20 protein-coding genes and 2 tRNA genes are annotated in these 22,018 nt (G+C 58.9%); 15 read left to right on the top strand and 7 right to left on the bottom strand.

Annotated elements, in window-relative coordinates:
• The first annotated feature begins 90 nt into the window (after positions 1-90).
• Entirely contained in the window at positions 91-1,503 is a 1,413-nt protein-coding gene (gene phrB / locus FPL19_RS10975; protein ID WP_150912611.1) for a deoxyribodipyrimidine photo-lyase, read from the top strand.
• A 1-nt stretch (position 1,504) separates the two neighbouring features.
• On the opposite strand, the gene FPL19_RS10970 is transcribed toward phrB, so the two are convergent.
• The 5 genes from FPL19_RS10970 to hemA are packed head-to-tail and all read right to left on the bottom strand — an operon-like array spanning position 1,505 to position 6,197.
• Complete coding sequence (locus FPL19_RS10970; protein ID WP_150912610.1) at positions 1,505-2,167, bottom strand: energy-coupling factor ABC transporter permease; 663 nt, start codon at positions 2,165-2,167, stop codon at positions 1,505-1,507.
• Positions 2,168-2,174: 7 nt separating this feature from the next.
• Positions 2,175-2,933, bottom strand: a complete 759-nt coding sequence (locus tag FPL19_RS10965) for a HesA/MoeB/ThiF family protein (protein WP_150912609.1) — start codon at positions 2,931-2,933, stop codon at positions 2,175-2,177.
• A complete protein-coding gene (gene prmC / locus FPL19_RS10960; protein WP_150912608.1) occupies positions 2,934-3,833 on the bottom strand; it encodes a peptide chain release factor N(5)-glutamine methyltransferase in 900 nt (299 codons plus the stop codon).
• On the bottom strand, positions 3,826-4,911 hold the full coding sequence (gene prfA / locus FPL19_RS10955; RefSeq protein ID WP_150912607.1) for a peptide chain release factor 1: 1,086 nt from the start codon (positions 4,909-4,911) through the stop codon (positions 3,826-3,828). The genes prmC and prfA overlap by 8 nt, the downstream gene beginning before the upstream one ends.
• Positions 4,908-6,197, bottom strand: a complete 1,290-nt coding sequence (hemA, locus tag FPL19_RS10950; RefSeq protein WP_150912606.1) for a glutamyl-tRNA reductase — start codon at positions 6,195-6,197, stop codon at positions 4,908-4,910. Before hemA ends, prfA begins: the two co-directional genes overlap by 4 nt.
• Positions 6,198-6,421: 224 nt before the next feature.
• Between hemA and FPL19_RS10945 the strand changes: the two genes are divergently transcribed.
• From FPL19_RS10945 to FPL19_RS10905, 9 genes are all read left to right on the top strand, one after another.
• Positions 6,422-8,197: a tetratricopeptide repeat protein gene (locus FPL19_RS10945; RefSeq protein WP_150912605.1), complete on the top strand. Its 1,776-nt coding sequence runs from the start codon at positions 6,422-6,424 to the stop codon at positions 8,195-8,197.
• Positions 8,197-8,829 carry a lipoprotein insertase outer membrane protein LolB gene (lolB, locus tag FPL19_RS10940; RefSeq protein ID WP_404802832.1) on the top strand — a complete coding sequence of 211 codons (633 nt, stop codon included), beginning with the start codon at positions 8,197-8,199 and terminating at the stop codon, positions 8,827-8,829. The genes FPL19_RS10945 and lolB overlap by 1 nt, the downstream gene beginning before the upstream one ends.
• Entirely contained in the window at positions 8,826-9,704 is an 879-nt protein-coding gene (ispE, locus tag FPL19_RS10935; protein WP_225314396.1) for a 4-(cytidine 5'-diphospho)-2-C-methyl-D-erythritol kinase, read from the top strand. The genes lolB and ispE overlap by 4 nt, the downstream gene beginning before the upstream one ends.
• A 19-nt stretch (positions 9,705-9,723) precedes the next feature.
• Positions 9,724-9,798 (top strand) — tRNA-Gln (locus tag FPL19_RS10930).
• A gap of 52 nt (positions 9,799-9,850) precedes the next feature.
• Positions 9,851-10,801 carry a ribose-phosphate pyrophosphokinase gene (locus FPL19_RS10925; RefSeq protein ID WP_150912603.1) on the top strand — a complete coding sequence of 317 codons (951 nt, stop codon included), beginning with the start codon at positions 9,851-9,853 and terminating at the stop codon, positions 10,799-10,801.
• A gap of 164 nt (positions 10,802-10,965) precedes the next feature.
• A complete protein-coding gene (locus FPL19_RS10920; protein WP_150912602.1) occupies positions 10,966-11,619 on the top strand; it encodes a 50S ribosomal protein L25/general stress protein Ctc in 654 nt (217 codons plus the stop codon).
• A gap of 30 nt (positions 11,620-11,649) precedes the next feature.
• Positions 11,650-12,237: an aminoacyl-tRNA hydrolase gene (gene pth / locus FPL19_RS10915; protein WP_150912601.1), complete on the top strand. Its 588-nt coding sequence runs from the start codon at positions 11,650-11,652 to the stop codon at positions 12,235-12,237.
• A gap of 35 nt (positions 12,238-12,272) precedes the next feature.
• Positions 12,273-13,364 (top strand): redox-regulated ATPase YchF, encoded by a 1,092-nt coding sequence (gene ychF, locus FPL19_RS10910; protein WP_150912600.1) that lies wholly within the window; start codon positions 12,273-12,275, stop codon positions 13,362-13,364.
• 21 nt (positions 13,365-13,385) lie between these two features.
• Positions 13,386-14,114, top strand: coding sequence for a 4'-phosphopantetheinyl transferase family protein (locus FPL19_RS10905; protein ID WP_150912599.1), 729 nt, complete (start codon positions 13,386-13,388; stop codon positions 14,112-14,114).
• Here the strand turns inward: FPL19_RS10905 and fhuF are convergent.
• Positions 14,102-14,872, bottom strand: a complete 771-nt coding sequence (gene fhuF / locus FPL19_RS10900; RefSeq protein ID WP_150912598.1) for a siderophore-iron reductase FhuF — start codon at positions 14,870-14,872, stop codon at positions 14,102-14,104. The genes FPL19_RS10905 and fhuF overlap by 13 nt on opposite strands.
• 154 nt (positions 14,873-15,026) lie before the next feature.
• On the opposite strand from fhuF, the gene FPL19_RS10895 reads away from it, so the two are divergent.
• The 5 genes from FPL19_RS10895 (at position 15,027) to FPL19_RS10875 (ending at position 21,480) form a co-directional block, all read left to right on the top strand.
• Positions 15,027-15,103, top strand: a tRNA-Met gene (locus FPL19_RS10895).
• A gap of 127 nt (positions 15,104-15,230) precedes the next feature.
• Positions 15,231-16,508: an O-acetylhomoserine aminocarboxypropyltransferase/cysteine synthase family protein gene (locus FPL19_RS10890; protein ID WP_150912597.1), complete on the top strand. Its 1,278-nt coding sequence runs from the start codon at positions 15,231-15,233 to the stop codon at positions 16,506-16,508.
• Between the two features lie 151 nt (positions 16,509-16,659).
• Positions 16,660-17,706: a lipoyl synthase gene (gene lipA, locus FPL19_RS10885; RefSeq protein WP_150912596.1), complete on the top strand. Its 1,047-nt coding sequence runs from the start codon at positions 16,660-16,662 to the stop codon at positions 17,704-17,706.
• Positions 17,707-17,714: 8 nt separating this feature from the next.
• A complete protein-coding gene (locus tag FPL19_RS10880; RefSeq protein WP_150912595.1) occupies positions 17,715-18,935 on the top strand; it encodes a methyl-accepting chemotaxis protein in 1,221 nt (406 codons plus the stop codon).
• A gap of 52 nt (positions 18,936-18,987) precedes the next feature.
• Positions 18,988-21,480, top strand: a complete 2,493-nt coding sequence (locus tag FPL19_RS10875; RefSeq protein WP_150912594.1) for an efflux RND transporter permease subunit — start codon at positions 18,988-18,990, stop codon at positions 21,478-21,480.
• Between the two features lie 53 nt (positions 21,481-21,533).
• On the opposite strand, the gene FPL19_RS10870 is transcribed toward FPL19_RS10875, so the two are convergent.
• Positions 21,534-21,968 carry a Spy/CpxP family protein refolding chaperone gene (locus FPL19_RS10870; protein WP_150912593.1) on the bottom strand — a complete coding sequence of 145 codons (435 nt, stop codon included), beginning with the start codon at positions 21,966-21,968 and terminating at the stop codon, positions 21,534-21,536.
• Positions 21,969-22,018: the final 50 nt, after the last annotated feature.

Below are 22,018 nucleotides of genomic sequence, written 5' to 3'. Positions count from 1 at the left end.
TACACAACTATAATCCAATCAGGCTATTCCGGCGAATAGACTGCATTGGGCACTGCCAGTTAAATCCATGATTTCCATCAAGGATCCTCTATGACGCAACTTGTCTGGTTCCGAAACGATCTGCGAGTGGCAGACAACGCCGCGCTGACCGCCGCCTGTAAAAACGGCGGGCCAATTCACGCCTGCTTTATCGTTACCCCGGGCCAGTGGCAGGAACACGACTGGTCCCCCGCACGGGTATCGCTTGTACTGGACCATGCCAACGCTCTGTCCCGGAGACTGGCCGAGCTGGGCATTCCGATGACCTTTATCACCACGCCGGATTTCCGATCTGGTATCAATAAGCTGTCGGAGCTTTGCAAGGCGCGCAGTATCAGGCATTTGCACTTCAACGAGGAGTACGGGATTAACGAGAGGCTGCGGGACAAAGCGGTCAAGGCCGAAATGGACAGCCTCGGCGTACAAGTCAACAAATACCGGGACCAGACGGTGGCGCCCGTTGGCAGCATCCTGACCCAGCAAGACGAGCCCTATTCGGTGTTCACGCCCTTCTCTCGCAGCTGGCGCCGGTGGATTGATGACAACCGGCCGTCAGTGTTTCCAGTGCCGGCACCCGTGGGTGAGCCCGTCAAGCCTGAACGCTTCGATAACTCAGCGCTCTTCCCGGCGGAGTTTCCCGAGCCGCCGCCAGCCCTGGTGAAAACCGGGGAAGATGCCGCCCACACACAACTCGAGCAATTCCTGAACGAACGCGTCGGTGACTACAAGGCACTGAGGGACCTGCCCGCGGTCAACGGCACCAGTATGATCTCGCCCTATCTTGCCAACGGTGTGCTATCTGGCCGCCAGTGCCTCACAGCGACCCAGGAGCGGCAAAGCCAGGGCGGCAATCAGGAGGGTCTGACCACCTGGACCAGCGAAATCGCCTGGCGGGATTTCTACATCAATATTCTGTACCACTACCCCAGAGTGAGCATGCACCGGGCATTCAAACCGGAAACCGACACCCTGACGTGGAACACCCCGGGCGACAAATTTGAGGCCTGGAAAAGCGGCCAGACAGGTATTCCCATCGTCGACGCCGCCATGCGCCAGCTCAACCAGACCGGTTGGATGCACAACCGCCTGCGCATGATTACCGCCATGTTCCTGACCAAGAACCTGTTCATCGACTGGCGTCTGGGCGAGGCCTATTTCATGTCGAAACTGGTGGACGGCTTTCTGGCCTCCAACAACGGTGGCTGGCAGTGGAGTGCGTCCACCGGCACCGATGCCGCTCCTTACTTCCGGGTGTTCAACCCTGCCACCCAGAGTGAACGGTTCGACCCGAACGGAGATTTCATCAGGCAGTACGTTCCCGAGCTGAACAAATTCGACAACAAGCAGATACATGAGCCGGGAAAGAAGGGCGTCTTGCCGAAAGGTTATCCGCGGCCGATTGTTGACCTGAAGGAAAGCCGGAAAGCGGCCATTGAAAAATTCCAGGCGCTGAAAAAGGACTGAGTCAGCGGCGATAGCGCCGCTGGTCCAGCGTTCGGAGCTGGTCCGGATGGAACACCATCAGGCCGGTGACGAAGGCGCCGTTGGCAAACCCCTCGGGAATCATGAAAAGCGGCAGGTAGCGCAAGTATTCGTGCACCAGTTGGTCGAAGCTGTAAACCTCCCCGGCCCAGAGAAGCAGACACATCACTATGCCCGCACCTGCCACGGCCAAGCCAGCGCCGAAAAAGCCACAGACAAAAATGTAGGCAAAGAAGTTTCCAAAATCCCGGCGCCGTTCCCAGAGCATGATTCCGTGGCTGATCAACGCTGGAATCATGACCGTAATCAGGCCATTCGCGGCAAACGCCGAAACTGGCTCCTCACCGATCATGACCGTGAACACCAGCGCCATAAGGCCCGCCAGCACCGCCAACGACCAGCCAATCATTAGCGTGACCACGGTAATACCGAACACGTGGATGGAAAGCCCCGGCGAGATACCGGCTCGCATTTGCCATAACAAGCCCAGCACGATGGCTGCACCATAGAAGGTGTGCTGCAGCGCATCGTCGGCCCGGAACGCGCGCCAGTCGATGCGGTGTATTGCAATGATTAGAATCACCAGAAAGATCAGACCGGTCAGAACAATCTGGCCAGTCGAGAGGAGGTTCTCGGTTATTCCCATGGCCGGGCTATGCCAACCTGGTGTTGCGACAGACCGGGCAGCCCGGATCGCGGGCCAGTTTCATCTCCCGCCACTCCATCTGCCAGGCATCCAGCAGAAGCAGCCGCCCCACCAATGGCCTGCCAACGCCGGCAATCACCTTGATGGCTTCCATGGCCTGGGACGCGCCGATCATGCCCACCAGTGGGCCAATCACGCCGGCCTGGGAGCAGGTCAGCTCCTCGTTGCCCTGTTCGGAGTACAAGCAGTGGTAGCAGGGGCTGGAGGCATCTCTTGGGTCGTAAACGGTGAGCTGGCCTTCGCCCCGGATGGCCGCGCCGGATACCAGCGGCACACCGGCGGCAACGCTGGCCCGATTCAGGGCGAACCGGGTAGCGAAATTGTCGCTGCAATCAACCACAAGACTGGCCGCCGCCACCTGTTGTTCCAGTTCCTCATCTACCAGCCGGGATTCCATGGCCGTTACGGAAACTTCCGGGTTGAGCTCGCGAACCCTTGCGGCCAACGCCTCGGCCTTACCTGAGCTGAGGCTGTGCTGATCAAAGGCGATCTGACGCTGAAGGTTGGCAAGCTCGATGCGGTCGTCGTCCACAATTGTCAGGTGACCGACACCGGCGGCGCCCAGGTACAGCGCCACCGGGCAGCCCAGCCCGCCGGCTCCGACTACCAGCACGCGGGCGGACTTCAGGCTGGCCTGGCCGTGGACGTCAAAATTCGGCAGCAAAATCTGGCGACTGTAGCGCAGCAGTTCTTCGTCATTCAGCATTCAGGCTGCTCCCTGGTTGTTGGATTCATCAGCGCCTGGGTTTGGACAAGGATTCAGGCAAGCGTTGCAGCAACCCAACGTGAAACGGTCCCGTTGGCCATAGTCCTGGCGGGTTTCAACATAATCAAAGCCGGCCTCAGTAAATAGCGTCCTTACCGCCTGCCCCTGATTATAGCCATGCTCCACCAGCAGCCAGCCACCGGGCTCCAGCCGGCCAGGGGCCTCGCCCAGAATCTGGCGGATGTCGTTAAGACCGTCGGGGCCGGAAATCAGTGCCGAGGCAGGCTCGAACCGCACATCACCCTGGCCCAGATGCTCATCGCTCTCTGCCACATACGGCGGATTGGACACGATCAGATGATAGCTTTGCGGCGGCACGCGCGAAAACCAGTCGCTCTGGAACAGTTTCACCGACAGCCCAAGGGCTGCGGCGTTGGCCCCCGCCAGCGCCACTGCCTGGGCTTCGGCATCACAGGCGTGAATGGTCCAGTCCGGCCGTTCGCTGGCCAGGGCAAGCGCAATGGCACCGGTGCCGGTGCCCAGGTCCAGCACGGCCGCCTGGGCCGGCAGCGGCAGTGCAAGCGCGGCCTCAACCAGGCATTCGGTGTCGGGCCGCGGAATCAGAGTGGACGGGTTCACCTTCAGGCGAAGCGACCAGAATTCCTGCTCCCCCAGCAGATGAGCAATCGGCTCCCCCTTGATCCGGCGTTCCACCAGCGACCGGAATTGCGCCACAACCCCCGGGGTGGGCTGGCGCTCAGGCCAGGCGCGAAAGCTGGTCCGCGTCCAGCCAGAGGCTTGGCCCAAGAGCAATTCCGCGTCCAGCCGCGGCGACTCGCCGCCAATAGATCGGGCCGCCTCCCGGATCAGCGCTTCACAGGTTTCCGGCGCGTCAGTCATCGGCCAGGGAGGCCAGGAGATCGGCCTGGTGTTCCTGCCTAAGAGGTCCGATCACTGAATCCAGGTCGCCGGACATAACTTCGTCGAGCTTGTAGAGCGTCAGGTTGATACGATGGTCGGTGACCCGCCCCTGGGGGAAGTTGTAGGTGCGGATACGCTCGGACCGGTCGCCGCTGCCCACCAGGCTTTTGCGGGTATCGGCAATGGATTTCTGCTGACGCTCAAGCTCCTCGTTCTTCAACCGGGAAGCCAGAAAGCTCATGGCCTTGGCGCGGTTCTTGTGCTGAGAACGCTCTTCCTGGCACTCCACCACTATGCCGGTGGGAATGTGGGTAATGCGAATCGCCGAATCCGTTTTGTTAACGTGCTGACCACCGGCCCCGGACGCCCGGAAGGTGTCCACCCGCAGGTCCGATTTATTGATATCGATGGCTTCGGCTTCATCCGCTTCGGGCATCACCGCAACGGTACAGGCCGAGGTGTGAATGCGCCCCTGGGATTCGGTCTCCGGAACCCGCTGCACCCGATGGGCGCCGGACTCGAATTTCAGGGCACCGTAGACCGCATTGCCGGCCAGCCGGGCAATGACCTCTTTATAACCTCCGTGCTCGCCTCCACTCTCGCTCAGCACTTCCACCTGCCAGTTGTGCTTTTCGGCATAGCGCATGTACATCTTGAAAAGATCCCCGGCAAAAATCGCTGCCTCATCGCCGCCGGTACCGGCCCGGATTTCCAGAAACACGTTCTTGCCGTCGTTGGGATCCTTGGGCAGCATCAGACGCTGCAACTCTTCGTCCAGCTCCTCGCTTTTGCGTTCGGCGGCGGCCAGTTCCTCTTCCGCCATGGCCCGCATCTCGCCGTCACCGTCCCGGGCCAGCTCGGTAGCTTCTTCCATGTCCGCCCGTGCCTGCTGCCAGATTTCGAAACAATGGACAATCGGTTCGATTTCCGCATATTCCTTGGACAGGTCCCGGAATTTGTCCTGATTGGCAATTGTGCCCTGATCACTCAGCAACGCACTGACCTCCTCGAAGCGTTCTTTAAGCTGCTCAAGGCGGGACTGGATGGATGGCTTCATAGTTTTTCCGGGATGATCGGTTCGTCGGCTTCCAGGGAATCGAGCTGGTGCAGCTCTCGCAGCCACTCGGTGACTTCGGGCCGGCCTTCGGTGGTGGCCTTGCGGACCTGGATGGAAGGTTCGTGCAGAAGTTTGTTGGTCAGCCCCCGCGCCATGCTGCGCAGAACAGTCTCCGGGTCGGCGCCATTTCGCAGCGACCGCAGGGCCTTTTCGGTTTCCGCGTCACGCAGGGTTTCCGCCCGCTGGCGGAACTGTTTGAGGGTAGACACCGCGTCCAGTGCCCGCAACTGACTGAGGAACTGGCCTACGCCATCGGCCACCAGGTTCTCGGCTTCCCGCGCGGCGCCCTCGCGGGAGCGGACGTTTTCCTCAATCACCTGGCGCAGATCGTCTACCGTGTAAAGAAATACGTCCGCCAGTGAGCCCACTTCCGGTTCAATATCCCGGGGGACTGCAATATCCACCATGAAATAGGGGCGGTGCTTGCGTTTTTTCAGGGTGCGCTCCACCGCACCTTTGCCCAGAATCGGCAACGGGCTGGCGGTGGACGAAATAATGATATCCACATCCGCCAGATGATCCGGAATCTCCGACAGCAGAATGCCCCGTCCGCCTCTTGCCTGGGCCAGGGTCTGGGCGCGTTCGAGCGTCCGGTTGGCCACCAGAAAATCCTTAACACCGGCGTCTGCCAGGTGGCGGGATACCAGCTCAATGGTTTTGCCGGCACCGATCAGTAGAGCCTTGTGACGGGACATATCGGAAAAGATATGGTGCGCCATGCTGACCGCGGCGTAGGCGACGGATACCGGGTTCTCGCCGATGGCGGTTTCCGTCCGTATGCGCTTGGCTACTGAGAAGGTCTGCTCGAACAGGCGAGACAGAAAGCCGCCACTGGCCTGATGCTCCCGCGCCATGGCGTAGGCGTCTTTCAACTGGCCCAGAATCTGCGGCTCGCCCAGCACCATGGAATCCAGCCCGGCAGCCACCCGCATCACATGCCGCACGGCTTCTGCGTCACGGTAGACATAAAGCGCTTCTTCCAGATCTCCGGCGGGCAGGCCGTGAAACCCTGCCAGCCAGCGAAGCACCGCCGGGGCACAGTCGTCGTCGCCGGCAAGGTAGATCTCGGTGCGGTTGCAGGTAGAAAGAATAGCAGCTTCGGAGGCACCGGAAGTGGCCTTCAGTTCGGCAAAGGCGTCCGCCATCCGGTCCGGCGCGAACGCAACGCGCTCACGCAACTCGACTGGTGCGGTGCGGTGATTGATTCCCAGAGTGACCAATGCCATAGGAGGTGACAACTGCCTTATAGTCATTAACGAATACACGTATTTTAACGGTCGGGAGCCCCTGCCGCTACCCGAATGGCCTATCCTCCGGCCACGTAATCATCCCTATAACGGTAAACTTCGCCGCAAGTAAGTGAGACAGGCCGACAGGTTGGGCAACTCCGGAAGCTTGTGCGATGATACAGCCTTGTCGATTCCAGCCTCACCTGATCATGGGATGTTGCATGCAAAAGCCTGCTCTTACGCTTGTTACCTGCCTTCTCGGCCTGACGATGGCCGGCTGCGCCGTACTTAAAACCCCGTTCGAAGAAGAGGCTGCCGCGTCAGCGGACCAGAGTGAAGAACAAAGCCAATCAACACAATCGCAATCTCAGAGTGCCGAAGCGCAACCGCAGACAGAATACGCGGATTTGGAGCCGGAAGTTCTCTATCTGCTGCTTTCCGCCGAGATTGCAGCCCAGCGCGGGCGCTATGATGTGGTTCTGGTCAATTATTTGAAAGCTGCGAAACTTTCCCGGGATGTGGGCGTGATCAAACGCACACTGCGCATTGCCCAATCACTGAACGCCGATAACGCCCAGCGCCAGCTGGCCAATCTGTGGGTGGAGATAGAGCCGGAAAACCTTCAGGCGCATCGGGTTCTGGCGATCCAGGCGGTCAAGCAGAACGACCTTGAGGCAGCCCTGGGCCACATGGAAACCATCATGGACCTGGGCGGCGACGCTGATTTCGACAGCCTTGCCGCCATGGCCGGCAACCTGCCGCCAGAAAAGCAGCAGGAGCTGTTGGGACTGTATCAGCAGCTGGAACAGCGGCACCCCGATAACCCCGAACTCCAGTTCAGCATCGCCCTGTTGATGAAAGTCACCGGCGACCCACAACAGGCCCTGGCACAACTGGAGCCGTTGCTGGAAAAGAACCCCGACTTCCAGCCGGCTCTGGTGCTGAAAGGCGACCTGCTCTATGAAACCGACCAAAAGCGTGAGGCCCTCAATCACCTGCAGCGCAATACCCGCCGCTTCCCTGACAACCGTCAGATGGGCACCCTTTACGGTCGCATGTTGATTGGCGAGGGCGAGCTACAGGCCGCGCAGGACGAATTCAAACGGCTGGTCAATCAGTTTCCGGATGTTCCCGGCCTGCGTTTATCCCATGCCCTGGTGGCGCTGGAAAACGGCGAAATCGAGCTGGCGAGGGACGAACTGACTCGCCTGATCGAGCAGGGTCATCACACGGACGAAGCGCACTATTATCTGGGCCGGATCGCTGATCAGAACAACCGACCCGAAAAGGCCATCGGCTTTTACGACAACGTAGCATCCGGCAACTACTACTTCCCGGCCCTGGCCCGGGCGAGCGAGCTTAAAGCGGAACAGGGCAACCTCGACGCCGCCCTGGCGCACATTCAGACCCTCCGCGAGGGCAACCCGAAGCAAGCCGAAAACCTCTGGCTGCTGGAAGTGAATCTGCTGGTCGACAAGGGCAGCGATGCCCGGGCTCTGGAAGCGGCCAATGCCGCGCTGGAGGTTTATCCGGATAATGTATCCCTGCGTTATGCCCGCGCAATGCTGCTGGACAGCATGGGCCGCTACCAGGCCGCAGAGGCCGACCTGCGCATGATTATTGAAGCCGACCCGGACAACGCCGTGGCCCTGAATGCTCTTGGGTATATCCTGACCACGCGCTCGGAGCGCTACACCGAGGCCCGGTCAATGATTGAGCAGGCGCTGGAGCTGGACCCGGAAAACCCTGCCATTCTCGACAGCATGGGCTGGGTGCTGTTTAAACAGGGCAACACCGATCAGGCCCTGGATTACCTGACACGTGCCTGGGAAGCCTTCCCCGATCCGGAAGTGGCGGCCCACCTGGGCGAAGTGCTCTGGACAACCGGTGACCGCAGCCAGGCCCGCATGATCTGGGAAAGAGCCCTGAAGGAAGCCCCGGAGCACCCGATTCTGAATGAAACGATCAACCGTCTCACAGGAGACGCCGCCCAGTGATATTCCGCATTGGCCTTCTCGCGTTGCTGTTGTCCATTGCCGGCTGTGCATCCATCGATCTGGAACCGCTGCCCGAGGGCCTGAGCGATCAACAACCCGAGAACTGGCCGGAACGCATAGCACGGCTGAATGACCTCACCCGCTGGAAATTGGCCGGAAAACTGGCTGTACGCCAGCCTTCCGACAGCGGCACGGCCATCATCAACCACTGGAAACAGAGCGGAAACGCCTACGACATCGGCCTGTCCTCATCATTTCTTGGCATGGGCAGCACGCGGCTGGAGGGGACGCCAGGGTTTATCACCCTGACCCTTCCCAGCGGTGACCGTTATCAGTCCGGCGACCCGGAAGCGCTGGTTGAAGCGGCGACCGGCTGGCAGCTGCCTCTGGGCAACCTGACCCGCTGGATCAAAGGCCTGCCCGGCACCAATGGAGATTACAGGCTACTTTTCAACGATCAGGGCCAGCTTGCGCTGATTCGCCAGCAGGGCTGGGAGATTCGCTACGACAGCTGGAATCGCTTTCTGGAGGAATACCCACCTCTGCCTGCCCGGCTGACGGCAGTTAAAGGTGAAAAGCGGGTTCGCCTGGTGGTGTCGGACTGGCAGCTTGCGGAAGGCTCGCAACCGTGAACGCAACCGTGCTCCAAAAGCAGAGCCTGACCCTGCCTGCGCCGGCCAAGCTCAACCTGTTCCTCCACATCCTCGGCAAGCGGGATGATGGTTACCACGAGCTGCAGACCCTGTTCCAGTTTCTGGATTACGGCGACGAGATTACCGTTGCACCGCGCGACGACGGTCGCATCGTTCTGGCCGAATCCCTGCCCGGCGTGGCGGACCAGGACAACCTGATCTACCGTGCTGCCCGGTTAATGGCCGATTCCGCCTCCTGCCCCGTTCCGGGCGTCACAATCCATATCCACAAGCAGTTGCCAATGGGCGGCGGCCTTGGCGGCGGAAGCTCCAACGCCGCCACAACGCTGCTCGCCCTCAACCGGCTGTGGGGCCTGGACATGACCTTGGAGCGCCTGGCACAGCTGGGATTGGACCTGGGTGCGGACGTACCGGTGTTTGTACTCGGGCACGCTGCCTGGGGGGAAGGTGTGGGTGAAAAGCTCACCCCGGCCCAGCCACCGGAAGACTGGTTTGTGGTGCTTAAGCCCCGCTGCGACATCAGCACGGGGGAGATTTTTTCCGAGCAAGGGTTGACAAGGAACACCCCCAGAATCAAAATAGCGCCCGCTTTTGAGGGAGACGCCTCGAGGTACCGAAACGACTGTGAGGATGTAGTTCGCAGACTGTATCCTGAGGTTCATCAAGGCCTGGAATGGCTTGCACAATTCGGACCTGCAAGATTAACCGGAACCGGGGCTTGCATATTTGGACGTTTCCCAACAGAATCCAAAGCCCGGAAAATCTGGGCAAGCAGACCTTCCGGCATCAGCGGGTTCGTAGCTAAAGGGGTGAACATTTCACCACTTCACAAAAAGCTGACAGAGCTGAACTGATGCCAAAAAAGCACGATACTGGGGTGTCGCCAAGTGGTAAGGCAACGGGTTTTGATCCCGTCATGCGCAGGTTCGAATCCTGCCACCCCAGCCACCTTTCTTCCGATTCTTCTGATTCAACTTCCGATACCGAGAAGGATTCCGTCGTGTCCAAACTGATGATTTTTACCGGCAACGCCAATCCCGAGCTTGCCAAGGCCATCGCCCAGAAGCTGCATATTCCCATGGGCCAGGCTACTGTTGGCACTTTCAGCGACGGCGAAACCACCGTCGAGATCAATGAGAACGTCCGCGGACACGACGTTTTTATCATTCAGCCGACCTGTAACCCCACCAATGACAACCTGATGGAACTGATCGTGATGGCAGACGCCCTGCGTCGCGCATCAGCCACCCGTGTCACGGCGGTTATTCCCTATTACGGCTATGCTCGCCAGGATCGTCGCGTCCGTTCGACGCGGGTAGCGATCAGCGCCAAAGTGGTTGCCGACATGATTTCCAGCATCGGCGTCGACCGTGTACTGACCGTCGACCTTCACGCCGATCAGATCCAGGGCTTCTTCGACATTCCGGTGGACAACATCTACGCCACCCCGGTCATGCTGCAGGACATCGAGAAGCAGCGCTTTGAGAACTTTGTTGTGGTCTCCCCGGACGTTGGCGGCGTGGTTCGCGCCCGGGCCGTGGCCAAGAAACTGGATGACGCCGACCTGGCAATCATCGACAAGCGCCGCCCCAAAGCCAACGTATCCCAGGTGATGCACATCATCGGCGACGTTAAAGACAAGACCTGTATCCTGGTGGACGACATTATCGACACCGCAGGCACGCTTTGTAAGGCTGCCAACGCCCTGAAAGATCATGGCGCTGCCAAGGTCGTTGCCTATATCACCCACCCGGTGCTCTCGGGACCGGCCGTTGACAACATCAACGCCTCACAACTTGATGAGCTGGTGGTCTGCGATACCATCCCGTTGGGTGACAAAGCCAAGAATTGTGATAGAATCCGCGTCCTCGAAATGGCGGGACTGCTGGCCGAATCTATTCGTCGCGTCAGTAACGAAGAGTCCATCAGTGCCATGTTCGAGAACGTCTGACCTGCCGGATTCTGTTTTAAGGCAGTCAGAACAAGCAGTTACCGGGTCGGGAGCCTCAATAGGCTCCCGTCTCTTTTAGTCAGCCGGAAAACCGGCTTTTCAGAAACATCACCTGATTTCACGCCTGGTCGCGGGCCCTTCAGGTGACGATTGAGGTTAATACCATGTCTCAGGAATTTGTAATCGAAGCATTTCCTCGTGGCGATCAGGGGAGAGGTGCGAGCCGCCGCCTGCGTCGTGAGGAGAAGAAGATTCCGGCCATCATTTATGGCGGGAACAAGGATGCCACCAGCATCTCGATCTGGCACAACGAGCTGAAGAAGGCACTGGAAAACGAAGCCTTCTTCTCCCACGTTCTGACCATTGAGCTGGACGGCAAGAAAGAAAGCGTTATTTTGAAGGATCTGCAGCGCCACCCCTACAAGGCCCTGCTGACCCACGCTGACTTCCTTCGCGTCGACAAGGATCACGAGATCCACGTCAACGTACCGCTGCACTTCATCAATGAAGATACCGCACCGGCTATCAAGCTGCATGGCGGCGTTGCACACCACCAGATCAACGAAGTGGAAGTGATCTGTCTGCCCCAGAATCTGCCCGAGTTCATTGAAGTTGATATGAGCGGAGTGGAAATGGACCAGGTAGTTCACCTGAGCGATCTGAAGCTGACAAAAGGTGTTCGTATCGCTGCCCTGATCCAGGGTGAAGATCACGACCTGCCAGTGGTTGCAATCCACAAGCCGCGCGCAGCCAAAGTCGACGACACCGAAGAAGGTGAAGGCGGCGAAGAAGGTGAAGAAGGCGAAGACAAGGAGTAATCACTCCTGGACTGACGAGGGCACCGGCAGATGGATCAGGATATCGTCATGGTTGTTGGGCTGGGGAATCCCGGCCCGGACTATGAAAATACCCGCCATAACGCCGGTGCCCTTTTCGTTGAAGCTCTGGCCCGTGAAGCGGGCCAGACGCTCCGCCCCGAAAAGAAATATCACGGGCTCTACGCCCGGCTTCAGTGGCACGGTCTTGACCTGCACCTGCTGAACCCTTCCACGTTTATGAATCGCAGCGGGCTTTCTGTCAAAGCGCTGGCCGATTTTTTCAAGATCGAACCCCATCAGATTCTGGTTGCCCACGACGAACTAGACATCCCCCCGGGTACCGCCAGGTTCAAGAAAGGCGGCGGCCACGGCGGCCACAACGGTCTGCGGGACACCATCGCCCATCTGGGCACTAACGAATTCCTGAGGCTTCGGGTCGGCATCGGCCACCCTGGCGACAGCCGCAAGGTGACCGGTTACGTGCTCGGGCGCCTGGGCAAGCAGGAAACCGAAGAGCTGAATGCGGTCATCGACGAGATTATTCGTGTACTCCCGGACGCTGCCAGCGGCAAACTTCCCGCCGCCATGAATCGCTTGCACAGCTTCAAACCGGTATAATCCGGCCAAATTTTCACACCCAGCAGAGGCACTCCATGGGATTTAACTGCGGCATCGTAGGCCTGCCCAACGTGGGCAAATCCACCCTGTTCAACGCGCTGACCAAATCCGGCATTGGCGCGGAAAACTTTCCCTTCTGCACCATCGAGCCCAACGCTGGCGTCGTGGCCATGCCCGACCCCCGCCTGAACAAGCTCGCCGAAATCGTGAAGCCGGAAAAGGTGGTGGCGACCACCATGGAATTTGTGGATATCGCCGGCCTGGTGGAAGGTGCCTCGAAAGGTGAGGGCCTGGGCAACCAGTTTCTGGCCAACATCCGCCAGACTGACGCCATTGCCCATGTGGTGCGCTGCTTTGAAGATGACAACGTCATTCACGTCGCCAACAAGATTGACCCGGCCTCGGACATCGAAATCATCAACACAGAGCTGGCGCTGGCTGATCTGGAAACCGTGGAGAAAGCCATCAAACGGGTACAGCGTGTGGCAAAAAGCGGTGACAAGGAAGCCAAAGCCCAGCTGGAAGTCTTCGACACCCTGCTTCCCGTGCTGAATGAGGGCAAACCCGTTCGCAGCATGAATCTGGATAAAGAGAAAATGGCGCTGATCCGTGAGCTCTGCCTGCTGACCGTCAAGCCCACCATGTACATTGCCAACGTCAGCGAAGATGGGTTCGAGAATAACCCTCACCTGGATACCGTAAAGCAGATCGCGGAATCCGAGAACGCAGTGGTTGTGCCCATCTGCAACAAGATAGAAGCCGAGATCTCGGAACTGGAAGACGATGAGAAATCCATGTTCCTGGACGAAATGGGCATGGACGAGCCCGGCCTGGACCGGGTGATTCGTGGCGGCTACGGCCTGCTGAACCTGCAGACCTACTTTACCGCCGGCGTTAAGGAAGTCCGGGCCTGGACCGTAAAAGTGGGCGCAACAGCGCCCCAGGCCGCCGGCGTAATTCATACCGACTTTGAACGCGGCTTCATCCGCGCTGAAGTGGTGAGCTACGACGATTTCGTCAAGTACAACGGCGAAGCCGGTGCCAAGGATGCCGGAAAATGGCGCCTGGAAGGTAAGGAATACATCGTGCAGGACGGCGACGTAATCCACTTCCGGTTTAACGTCTGATCCGGCGGGAGTGATCGGACGGTGACTTTCCTGCCCTCCTGCTGCGGCACACCAGTTGATCAATGGCCATGGACGCAGCAGCCAACGGGGCTGACCATGGTCAGCCTGAGCTTCGAATCGGCCGGGCTCAGACCTGACGACTTTCGGCGCTGTGATATCACCCCGCCCCTCTCAATCACCGGGGCCGTCGAAAAGCGCCAGGCGGAATATCTTGCCGGCCGCCTGTGTGCGCGTCAGTGCCTGCTGGCGACAACCGGCAATTCGGTGACCCCCGCTCGCGGCGACGATGGCGCGCCCATATGGCCAGACGGTTGTGTCGGCTCTATAACCCACACCCAGGGCTGGGCTGCGGCTGTAGCCGGCCCGAAGCCGCACTTCGCCGGGCTTGGCCTGGATGCCGAAACCCTTCTCTCTGACCGACGCGCAACCGCACTGGCTCGAAAGATCCTCACACCTGCAGAGCAGAAGCGATTCCAGGTCGAACTGGACGAACACGCAGGTTGGCTGGTCACCCTCGTTTTTTCCATGAAAGAGAGTCTTTTTAAGGCGCTCTATCCGCTGACTGGTCAGCGTTTCTATTTCCAGGACGCAGAGCTGGTTTCACAAACTGAGGATGGCACTGGGCGACTAAGGCTGCTGACCGAACTATCGGCGCAATGGCCTGCAGGCCGCGAAATCGACGCCCAGTTTGTCGTTGAAAACGACCATGCAATAAGCCTGGTGGCGGTGCCCGCTGATCAGCAGCGTTGAATCAGGCTTTCCGGCAGGCGCGCGCCTTTCGGCGGCCGGTCAATGTGAGGGCAGTTCTCGCAAAGCGCCAGATCCGGCAGACGATACCGGATGCAGCATTGGCGCCGCTGACGCAGCGGCGACGGACCGCGCTCGCGCTCTACGTAACGCACCGGGCTATACATGGGGTTGCGATGCCCGTCGGGACGACGCTCCCACTCGACAAGACGCTTACCATCCGCCAGCATTGCCGTTGGCACACCCAGCCCGGCCATAGCGCCAATCAGCCACTCCAGATAATTGGCCGCATTGTTCCATAACACCTTTCTGGACAACCTGACCTGATGGTGCCAGCCCTCCACCATTGGCGCCAGGTTGCCTTCCAGCAGCGCCTCAAAGCGCTCGAAAGGCCCCTCAGGCTTGCGGGCGAACGGTTTGCCCTCGTGGGGTAGGCGGAAGGCTTCCGGCAGGCCGTCGTCGCTGAGAATGACCTCGAGGCGGTCGATCGCCACCGGCAATTCGTGCCCCAGGACCAGGTTCGCGGCGACCGTGGGCACAATCAGTTTCACGAAATAGAACCGCGACCACTGGGACACCAGCGCCCGCCGGTCCTCGCCGGGCTGATGACGACCGTACTGCTCCAACAGCCAGGTCAGGCCATCACAGGTAATCAGCTCGCTGGCCGGGATACCCGGCCGCCGATCGTCCGGCAGTACAAGAACGTGCCGGTAGTGTTCGAAGTCCCCCACAAACAGGGGGGCAAGGGCGCGAATGGTCATAGGTTCGTGTCCCGCTGAATGACCGCGCTATTCTAATGAAAATACTATGAAGCGTAAACAATAATCATTCTTGATTGAGTCGAAAAACAGTCAGGCTCTTGACACTTACAAGCCCCAACCATAATATACGCGCCGCTCCCATTGGTGGAGCGATGGCAAGGTAGCTCAGTTGGTTAGAGCACGGCACTCATAATGCCGGGGTCGGCGGTTCGACTCCGCCCCTTGCTACCAGTATTCAAAAACCTGGCTCGAAAGAGTCAGGTTTTTTTTGATCCCGGAAAACTGCGAAGACTGTGCTGTCATGCCATAATTCCGGTCGGAATTGTTTCACTCATCCGTTTTCGCAGGGACCAGAACAATGAAACCAGAGACTATCGCCCTTCACGCCGGATTTAACGGCGATCCGGCCACCAATGCGGCAACCACCCCAATCTACCAGACCACGTCCTACACCTTCGACGACACCCAGCATGGTGCGGACCTGTTCGACCTTAAGGTGCAGGGCAATATCTACACCCGCATCATGAACCCCACGAATGCGGTGCTGGAAGAGCGCATGGCGCAGCTCGAAGGCGGCGTAGGAGCCCTTGCCGTAGCCTCGGGTATGGCGGCCATCCTTTATTCCCTGCAGACCATCTGCAAAGTGGGCAACAACATCGTCAGCACCGGCCAGCTCTATGGCGGCACCTACAACCTCTTTGCCCACTCGCTGCCGAACCAGGGCATCGACTGCCGGATGGTGCGCCATGATGATTTCGACGCGGTGGAAAAAGCCATTGATGACAACACCCGGGCCCTGTTCTGCGAGTCCATCGGCAATCCTGCGGGGAACGTGGTGGATATCCAGCGCTGGGCCGAGATTGCCCACAGGCATGGCGTTCCGTTGATCGTTGACAACACCGTGGGTACGCCTTTCCTGTGTCGCCCCATCGAACACGGTGCGGATATCGTGGTTCACTCACTCACCAAGTACATCGGCGGTCACGGCACCACGGTGGCTGGCGTTGTGGTGGATTCCGGCAAGTTCGACTGGAAAGCCAACGCTGCCAAATTCCCCATGCTGAACGAGCCAGACCCCTCCTACCACGGCGTGGTCTACACCGAAGCGCTCGGTGAAGCTGCCTTCATCGGCCGGTGTCGCGTGGTTCCGCTGCGCAACACGGGTGCAGCTCTGTCCCCGTTCAATGCTTTCCTGATCATGCAGGGGCTGGAAACCCTGGCCCTGAGAATGGAAAGGCACTGTGAAAATGCAGAGAAGGTCGCTCAGTTCCTGCACAGCCATCCCTCGGTGGAATGGGTCAATTACGCCGCCCTGCCCGGCAGCCCCTACAAAGCCACCTGCGACAAGATATGCGGTGGCAAGGCGTCCGGCATTCTGAGTTTCGGTATCAAGGGCGGCCTGGAAGCCGGCGCGAAGTTTATTGATGCGCTGGAGCTGATCTACCGTTTGGTCAATATCGGCGATGCCAAATCCCTGGCTTGCCACCCGGCCACCACGACCCACCGCCAGCTCAATCCCGAAGAGCTTAAAAGCGCGGGCGTTAGTGAAGACCTAGTGCGTTTGTCCATTGGCATCGAGCATGTGGACGACATCATCGCCGACATTAGCCAGGCGCTGAATAAAGCCACGGCCTGAAGCGAACGAAAACCCGGGTGCGACTAAGGTCGTGCCCGGCGCCCCCGTGATTATCCCTATCTGCCTTGTAACAATCCCGGCGCCGGATTACCCTTTTAACCATAGGCTTTACTTTCCTGAACTTGCCCGATCGATAGAGAGTCCCACTGCAATGAGCGACAGCGCAAAGCCCCGCGTCACCAGCGGTTCGAAATTCCGCAATGAACATGGCTTTTCCGCCATCAAGGACGGAATCAAGCGCTCGGGCTCGGGCATCATCGACACCAAGACCCAGCGCAAACCTTCCTGGCTGCGGGCTCGCATGCCCGGTGGCGAGCGCTACGAAGCGGTGCGCAAGAACGTCAGCGAGCACCGCCTAAGCACCGTCTGCCAGGAATCCCATTGCCCCAATATCGGCGAATGCTGGAGCAACGGAACCGCCACCATCATGGTGATGGGCTCCGTCTGCACCCGTGCCTGCCGTTTCTGTGCGGTGGATACCGGCAACCCCAAGGGCTGGCTGGACCAGGAAGAACCGGAAAATACCGCCAAATCCGTGGAGCTCATGGGCCTGAGATACATCGTGCTGACCTCCGTTGACCGGGACGACCTGGAAGACGGCGGCGCCGCCCATTACGCTGCCTGCGTATCCGCAATCAAGGAACGCACGCCGCACGTTGCGGTTGAAGCTTTGACGCCGGATTTCGATGCGGTGATGGAGCACGTTGAGAAAGTGGTGGATTCGGGCCTGGACGTGTTCGCTCAGAATGTGGAGACCGTAAAACGCCTGACCTCTCGTGTCCGGGATCCACGGGCAGGCTATGAAAAAACCCTCAGCGTGCTGGCCCACGCCAAGAAGCACCGGCCGGACGTGCTCACCAAAACCAGCCTGATGCTGGGCCTGGGTGAAACAGAGGAAGAGATCCTGCAAACCATGGATGACCTGCGGGCCATTGATGTGGATATCCTGACCCTGGGCCAATACCTGCGACCGACCCAGAACCACCTGCCGGTGGAGGAATACGTCACCCCGGAAGCCTTCAACCGTTACCGTGAGATCGGCCTGGAAAAAGGCTTTATGGAAGTGCCCTCCGGCCCCATGGTGCGCTCCAGCTATCGCGCCGATCGCGTTTTCGAAAAGAACAATCTTGGCCTTGCGGTACCGGAAGTCCCCGCTTCATCGAACGCCCAGCAAATCCCTGTAAAGGCCGTTGACTGAGATCAGCCATGCTTCAACTGCTCAGGAATGCCCGGCTTAAATACAAGTTCTGGCTACTCAATATTGTTGTGTTTGTGGTGCTCTGCCTGCTGGTGCTCTACGCCATGAACACCATAGCCGGGCTCACCAACCGGCCATTTTCAGAGTTGTTCAGCGAAACCGCCGGTGGCTTCGCCCTGGTTGTGGCTGCTCTGATGGCGTTGGAAATGGCCTGCTCACAGCTGCTGATTTCATTTATCGAGCGACATGTTGTCCGCCTCAAGAAAACCATGGTGTCAGTGCAGGCGTCAGGCAATCTGAGTGAACGCGCGCAGATTGACTCTACCGACGAGATAGGCGAGATGGGCCAGGCCTTCAACGCCATGCAGGACCGCACCATGGGCGTGGTCAAAAGCATGAAAGAGGCCACCGACCACCTGCACCGGGAGGTGCACGAACTGACGGCTGCAGCGGAAGCCCGCCGCGATGATCTCGGCCGCCAGCAGGCGGGCGCAGACCGCAGCGCCGAGGTGGTCGAAACCATGCTGCAGAGCTTTGGCGGTATCGCAGAGCAGGCCGGCATCGCCAAAACCCTGTCCCGGGAAGCCAGAACCACCGCCATTGATGGCAGCGACCGGGTCAGTCGCAGCGCCGATTCCATCCGCCGGCTCTCAACCGCCATCCAGAGTTCCGCCGACAGCGTGCAGGCACTGGCGGCCAACAGCCATGAAATCAGTAAAGCCGTTGCCGAAATCAAGGGCATTGCCGAACAGACCAATCTGCTAGCACTGAATGCGGCCATAGAAGCTGCTCGGGCCGGCGAGCACGGCCGGGGCTTTGCCGTAGTGGCAGACGAAGTACGCAAACTGGCCCAGCGGGTGCAGGATTCCACGGAGCAGATTCAGGGCACCATCGACCGCCTGCTGTCAGCTATGGAAGGAGCGGTGAATCAGATGAACTCCAGCTCCGGCGACGCCACAAAGTGCGTGGAGGAATCCGACGAGGCGCGGAAATCCCTGGACGCCATCAACTCAGTGGTGGGACGCATCGATCAAACCAACCAGGAAATCGCCGACGTGTCGGCCGACCAGACGGGCGCCACGGACGACGTGCTGGCCAATGTCCAGAGCATTCGCGAAACCACCCAAAGCATGGTTACCCAGCTTACCGAAAGCGCGGAGATGAGCCAGCGCCTGAAACGGCTGATCGATTCCCTGGAACAGGCCTCAAACAGGGTCACCGTCGACTGACAGTTTGTGGCACACTCTGCCTTCACTTCCGTTGTGAAAGGCGCTGTTTGTAATGTCCTGGCTTCGATCGTTTTATGACCGGCTGATTTTTCCCCATCCCGTTCTGGCACTGCTTCTGTTTGGCGCCTTGCTGGTAATTGCCAGCCTGAGGCTGGATCATTTCCGCCTCGACGCCTCAGCCGAATCACTGGTTCTGGAGGATGACCGCGAGCTGGAGCAGTACCGCCAGGTAAATCGTCGGTTTACCAGCTCCGATGATTTTCTGATTGTCACCTTCACGCCGGAACAGGAACTGTTCAGCAAGGAAGGCCTGGCCCTGCTGAGGTCCCTACGCAATGAGCTCGCCGCGCTGGAGAACGTGAGTTCTACAAACAGCATCCTCAACGTCCCGCTGCTACACAGTCCCGACCTGACACTGGACACCGTGGACTCCGAGATCAAAACCATTGATGAGGACCAAGTCCCGCCGGATACGGCCCGCAAGGCGCTGCTGAACAACCCGCTCTACCCCAACCTGCTGATCAGTGAGGACGGCCGCACCACGGCAATACAGGTCAACCTTCCCACGCCAGACCGGTATTTCGAGCTGCTTTACAAGCGCAACCGCCTACAGGACAAGGTCGACAGTGGCCAGGCCTCGGCTGAGGAAAAACAGCAACTGGAAAGCGTCAGCCAGCAATTCATAGAGTTCACCGAAGCACAGGGTGAACAGAGGGACCGCACCATCAGCAACGTGCGCGACATCCTCGACAGCTACCGGGACCGCGCCGAGATCTATCTTGGCGGCGTGCCCATGATCGTTGCCGACATGATCCGCTTTATCCAGAACGATCTTTCCACCTTCGGAGTAGGCGTGCTTTTATTCCTGCTGCTGACCCTGGCAATCATCTTCCGCCAGTGGCGCTGGGTACTGGTACCACTGCTGTGTTGCAGTTTCACCGTCTGGCTGATGATCGGCTATTTGAGCTGGATGCGCTGGCCGGTCACGGTGATTTCCTCCAACTTTGTGTCGCTGCTGCTGATCATGACCCTGTCGCTGACCATTCACCTGATCGTCCGCTACCGGGAATTTCAGCACGACGACCCCGAGGCGGAGTCACAGGACATTCTGCGGCGCACGCTTCTGGCAATGATCAAGCCCTGTTTCTACATGGCCATCACCACCATCGTGGCCTTTGGTTCGCTGACCTTCAGCGGCATTCGCCCGGTGATCGATTTCGGCTGGATGATGACCCTGGGCCTAATGGTGGCTTTCCTGATCACCTTTATTGTGTTCCCGGCGCTGCTGGCCCTTATGCCACCGCCCCTGGACGACCGGGTGAAATCGGACCGGGTGCCGTTCACTGACCGGTTCGCAAACTTCACCGAGCGTTTCGGCAAGACGGTGTTTGTGGGCTCCGGCATTATTGCCGTGCTCTGTGTAATTGGCCTGAACCGGCTCACTGTAGAGAACAGTTTCATCAACTACTTCAAGTCCAGCACGGAAATCCATCAGGGCATGGTGACCATCGACAACCGCCTCGGCGGCACCACGCCCCTGGACATCGTGATTACCGACGAAGCGCCTCCGGAGGCCGAAGCACAGCCTGGCGGCGATCCCTTTGCCAGCGGCTGTGACCCATTTGTGGAGGACTGTGGAGGCGACGAGGAGTACCGTGACACCTGGTTCACATACCAGAAAATGGAACGCCTGCGGAAGGTTCACAACTATCTGGACAGTCTGCCCCAAACCGGCAAGGTGCTGTCCATCGTGACCACTCTGGATATTCTCGCCCGGGTGAACGGTGGCGAACCTCTGGATGCCCTGCAGCTTGCCTTCGTGCCCTCGCAGATACCTAAAGACCTGAAGGATATCCTGCTCACCCCCTACATTAGCGAAGAGCACGATCAGTCCCGCTTCAGCATCCGTGTACTGGAGACCTCCCAGGATCTGGAACGAGACCAATTGCTGGAGAATATCCGTACTCATCTGACCGAAGACATGGGCTTCCAGGACGATCAGGTGCAGATCACTGGCATGATGGTGATGTACAACAACATGCTGCAGAGCCTGTTCGATTCCCAGATCAAGACCATCGGCGTGGTGTTCCTGGCCATTATGGCCATGTTCCTGGTGCTGTTCCGCTCAGTAAAACTGGCGCTGGTTGGCATGGCGCCCAATCTGATTGCCGCTGGTTCGGTCCTGGGGCTGATGGGCTGGCTGGGCGTTCCACTGGATATGATGACCATTACCGTGGCTGCGATTACCGTGGGTATCGCGGTGGACGACACCATTCATTACATCCACCGCTTCAAAACAGAGTTCACCAAGGACGGCGACTACATCGCTACCATGCACCGCTGCCACCGCAGCATCGGGCAGGCGATGTTCTTTACCTCGCTGACAATCATTACCGGCTTTTCGATTCTGGTGCTGTCGAACTTCATTCCCACTATCTACTTCGGTCTGTTCACCGGGTTTGCCATGTTTATGGCCCTGCTGGGCGCCCTTACCCTGCTCCCCCGACTGATCGTGTTAGTGAAGCCTTTCGGCAAACAGGCATAAAAAAACCGCCCGCGCCTGAACGGCGGGGGCGGTTTTCTGCAAGGCCTTGGTAATTACTGCTGCTGCATCTGACGCTGCTGTTGCATCTGCTGCTGCATCTGCTGCATGCGCTTATTCAGCGTTTCACGCTGCTCTTCGGTGAAGACTTCGTCTACTTTGGCCTGCATCAGAGTGGACAGAGCCGCAATTTCACCGGTGATGTCACCGAGCTCTTCTGCGTTCTCGCGAATGGCTGACTCATCGTAATCAGGCTTGATCTGCCCCTGAATCTGCTGCTGCAGTTGCTGGGCCTGCTGACGGAGCTGCTGGATTTCGCCCTGCATGTCTTCGAGAATGCCGCGAATTTCCTTCTGCTGCTCATCGGACAAACCGACCATCTGGGCAAGTTGATCGACCTGATCCGGCTGACCCCCGGATTGCTGAGCAACGGCAGCAGTACTGAGGCCGAGGGCGATCAGCGCAGTTCCAAACAGTTTTACGAGCTTCATAGATTGATCTCCAAGATCTTTCAAACAGACAATTTAACTTTCAAGCCCTA

The sequence above is a fragment of the Marinobacter halotolerans genome (assembly GCF_008795985.1).
GTDB lineage: Bacteria > Pseudomonadota > Gammaproteobacteria > Pseudomonadales > Oleiphilaceae > Marinobacter > Marinobacter halotolerans.
The sequence above is the reverse complement of the archived record's forward strand: the minus strand, read 5'-3'. Positions and strand labels throughout refer to the sequence as shown.

What these genes read in the sequence shown, in the direction of transcription:
- FPL19_RS10890 (WP_150912597.1), top strand. Translation starts at nt 15,231, where the DNA reads ATGAAACCAGAGACTATCGCCCTTCACGCCGGATTTAACGGCGATCCG.
- FPL19_RS10945 (WP_150912605.1), top strand. Translation starts at nt 6,422, where the DNA reads ATGCAAAAGCCTGCTCTTACGCTTGTTACCTGCCTTCTCGGCCTGACG.
- FPL19_RS10965 (WP_150912609.1), bottom strand. Translation starts at nt 2,933, where the DNA reads ATGCTGAATGACGAAGAACTGCTGCGCTACAGTCGCCAGATTTTGCTG.
- pth (WP_150912601.1), top strand. Translation starts at nt 11,650, where the DNA reads ATGGATCAGGATATCGTCATGGTTGTTGGGCTGGGGAATCCCGGCCCG.
- FPL19_RS10870 (WP_150912593.1), bottom strand. Translation starts at nt 21,968, where the DNA reads ATGAAGCTCGTAAAACTGTTTGGAACTGCGCTGATCGCCCTCGGCCTC.
- phrB (WP_150912611.1), top strand. Translation starts at nt 91, where the DNA reads ATGACGCAACTTGTCTGGTTCCGAAACGATCTGCGAGTGGCAGACAAC.
- FPL19_RS10920 (WP_150912602.1), top strand. Translation starts at nt 10,966, where the DNA reads ATGTCTCAGGAATTTGTAATCGAAGCATTTCCTCGTGGCGATCAGGGG.
- fhuF (WP_150912598.1), bottom strand. Translation starts at nt 14,872, where the DNA reads ATGACCATTCGCGCCCTTGCCCCCCTGTTTGTGGGGGACTTCGAACAC.
- hemA (WP_150912606.1), bottom strand. Translation starts at nt 6,197, where the DNA reads ATGGCATTGGTCACTCTGGGAATCAATCACCGCACCGCACCAGTCGAG.
- prfA (WP_150912607.1), bottom strand. Translation starts at nt 4,911, where the DNA reads ATGAAGCCATCCATCCAGTCCCGCCTTGAGCAGCTTAAAGAACGCTTC.
- ychF (WP_150912600.1), top strand. Translation starts at nt 12,273, where the DNA reads ATGGGATTTAACTGCGGCATCGTAGGCCTGCCCAACGTGGGCAAATCC.
- prmC (WP_150912608.1), bottom strand. Translation starts at nt 3,833, where the DNA reads ATGACTGACGCGCCGGAAACCTGTGAAGCGCTGATCCGGGAGGCGGCC.
- FPL19_RS10970 (WP_150912610.1), bottom strand. Translation starts at nt 2,167, where the DNA reads ATGGGAATAACCGAGAACCTCCTCTCGACTGGCCAGATTGTTCTGACC.
- FPL19_RS10875 (WP_150912594.1), top strand. Translation starts at nt 18,988, where the DNA reads ATGTCCTGGCTTCGATCGTTTTATGACCGGCTGATTTTTCCCCATCCC.
- FPL19_RS10880 (WP_150912595.1), top strand. Translation starts at nt 17,715, where the DNA reads ATGCTTCAACTGCTCAGGAATGCCCGGCTTAAATACAAGTTCTGGCTA.
- lipA (WP_150912596.1), top strand. Translation starts at nt 16,660, where the DNA reads ATGAGCGACAGCGCAAAGCCCCGCGTCACCAGCGGTTCGAAATTCCGC.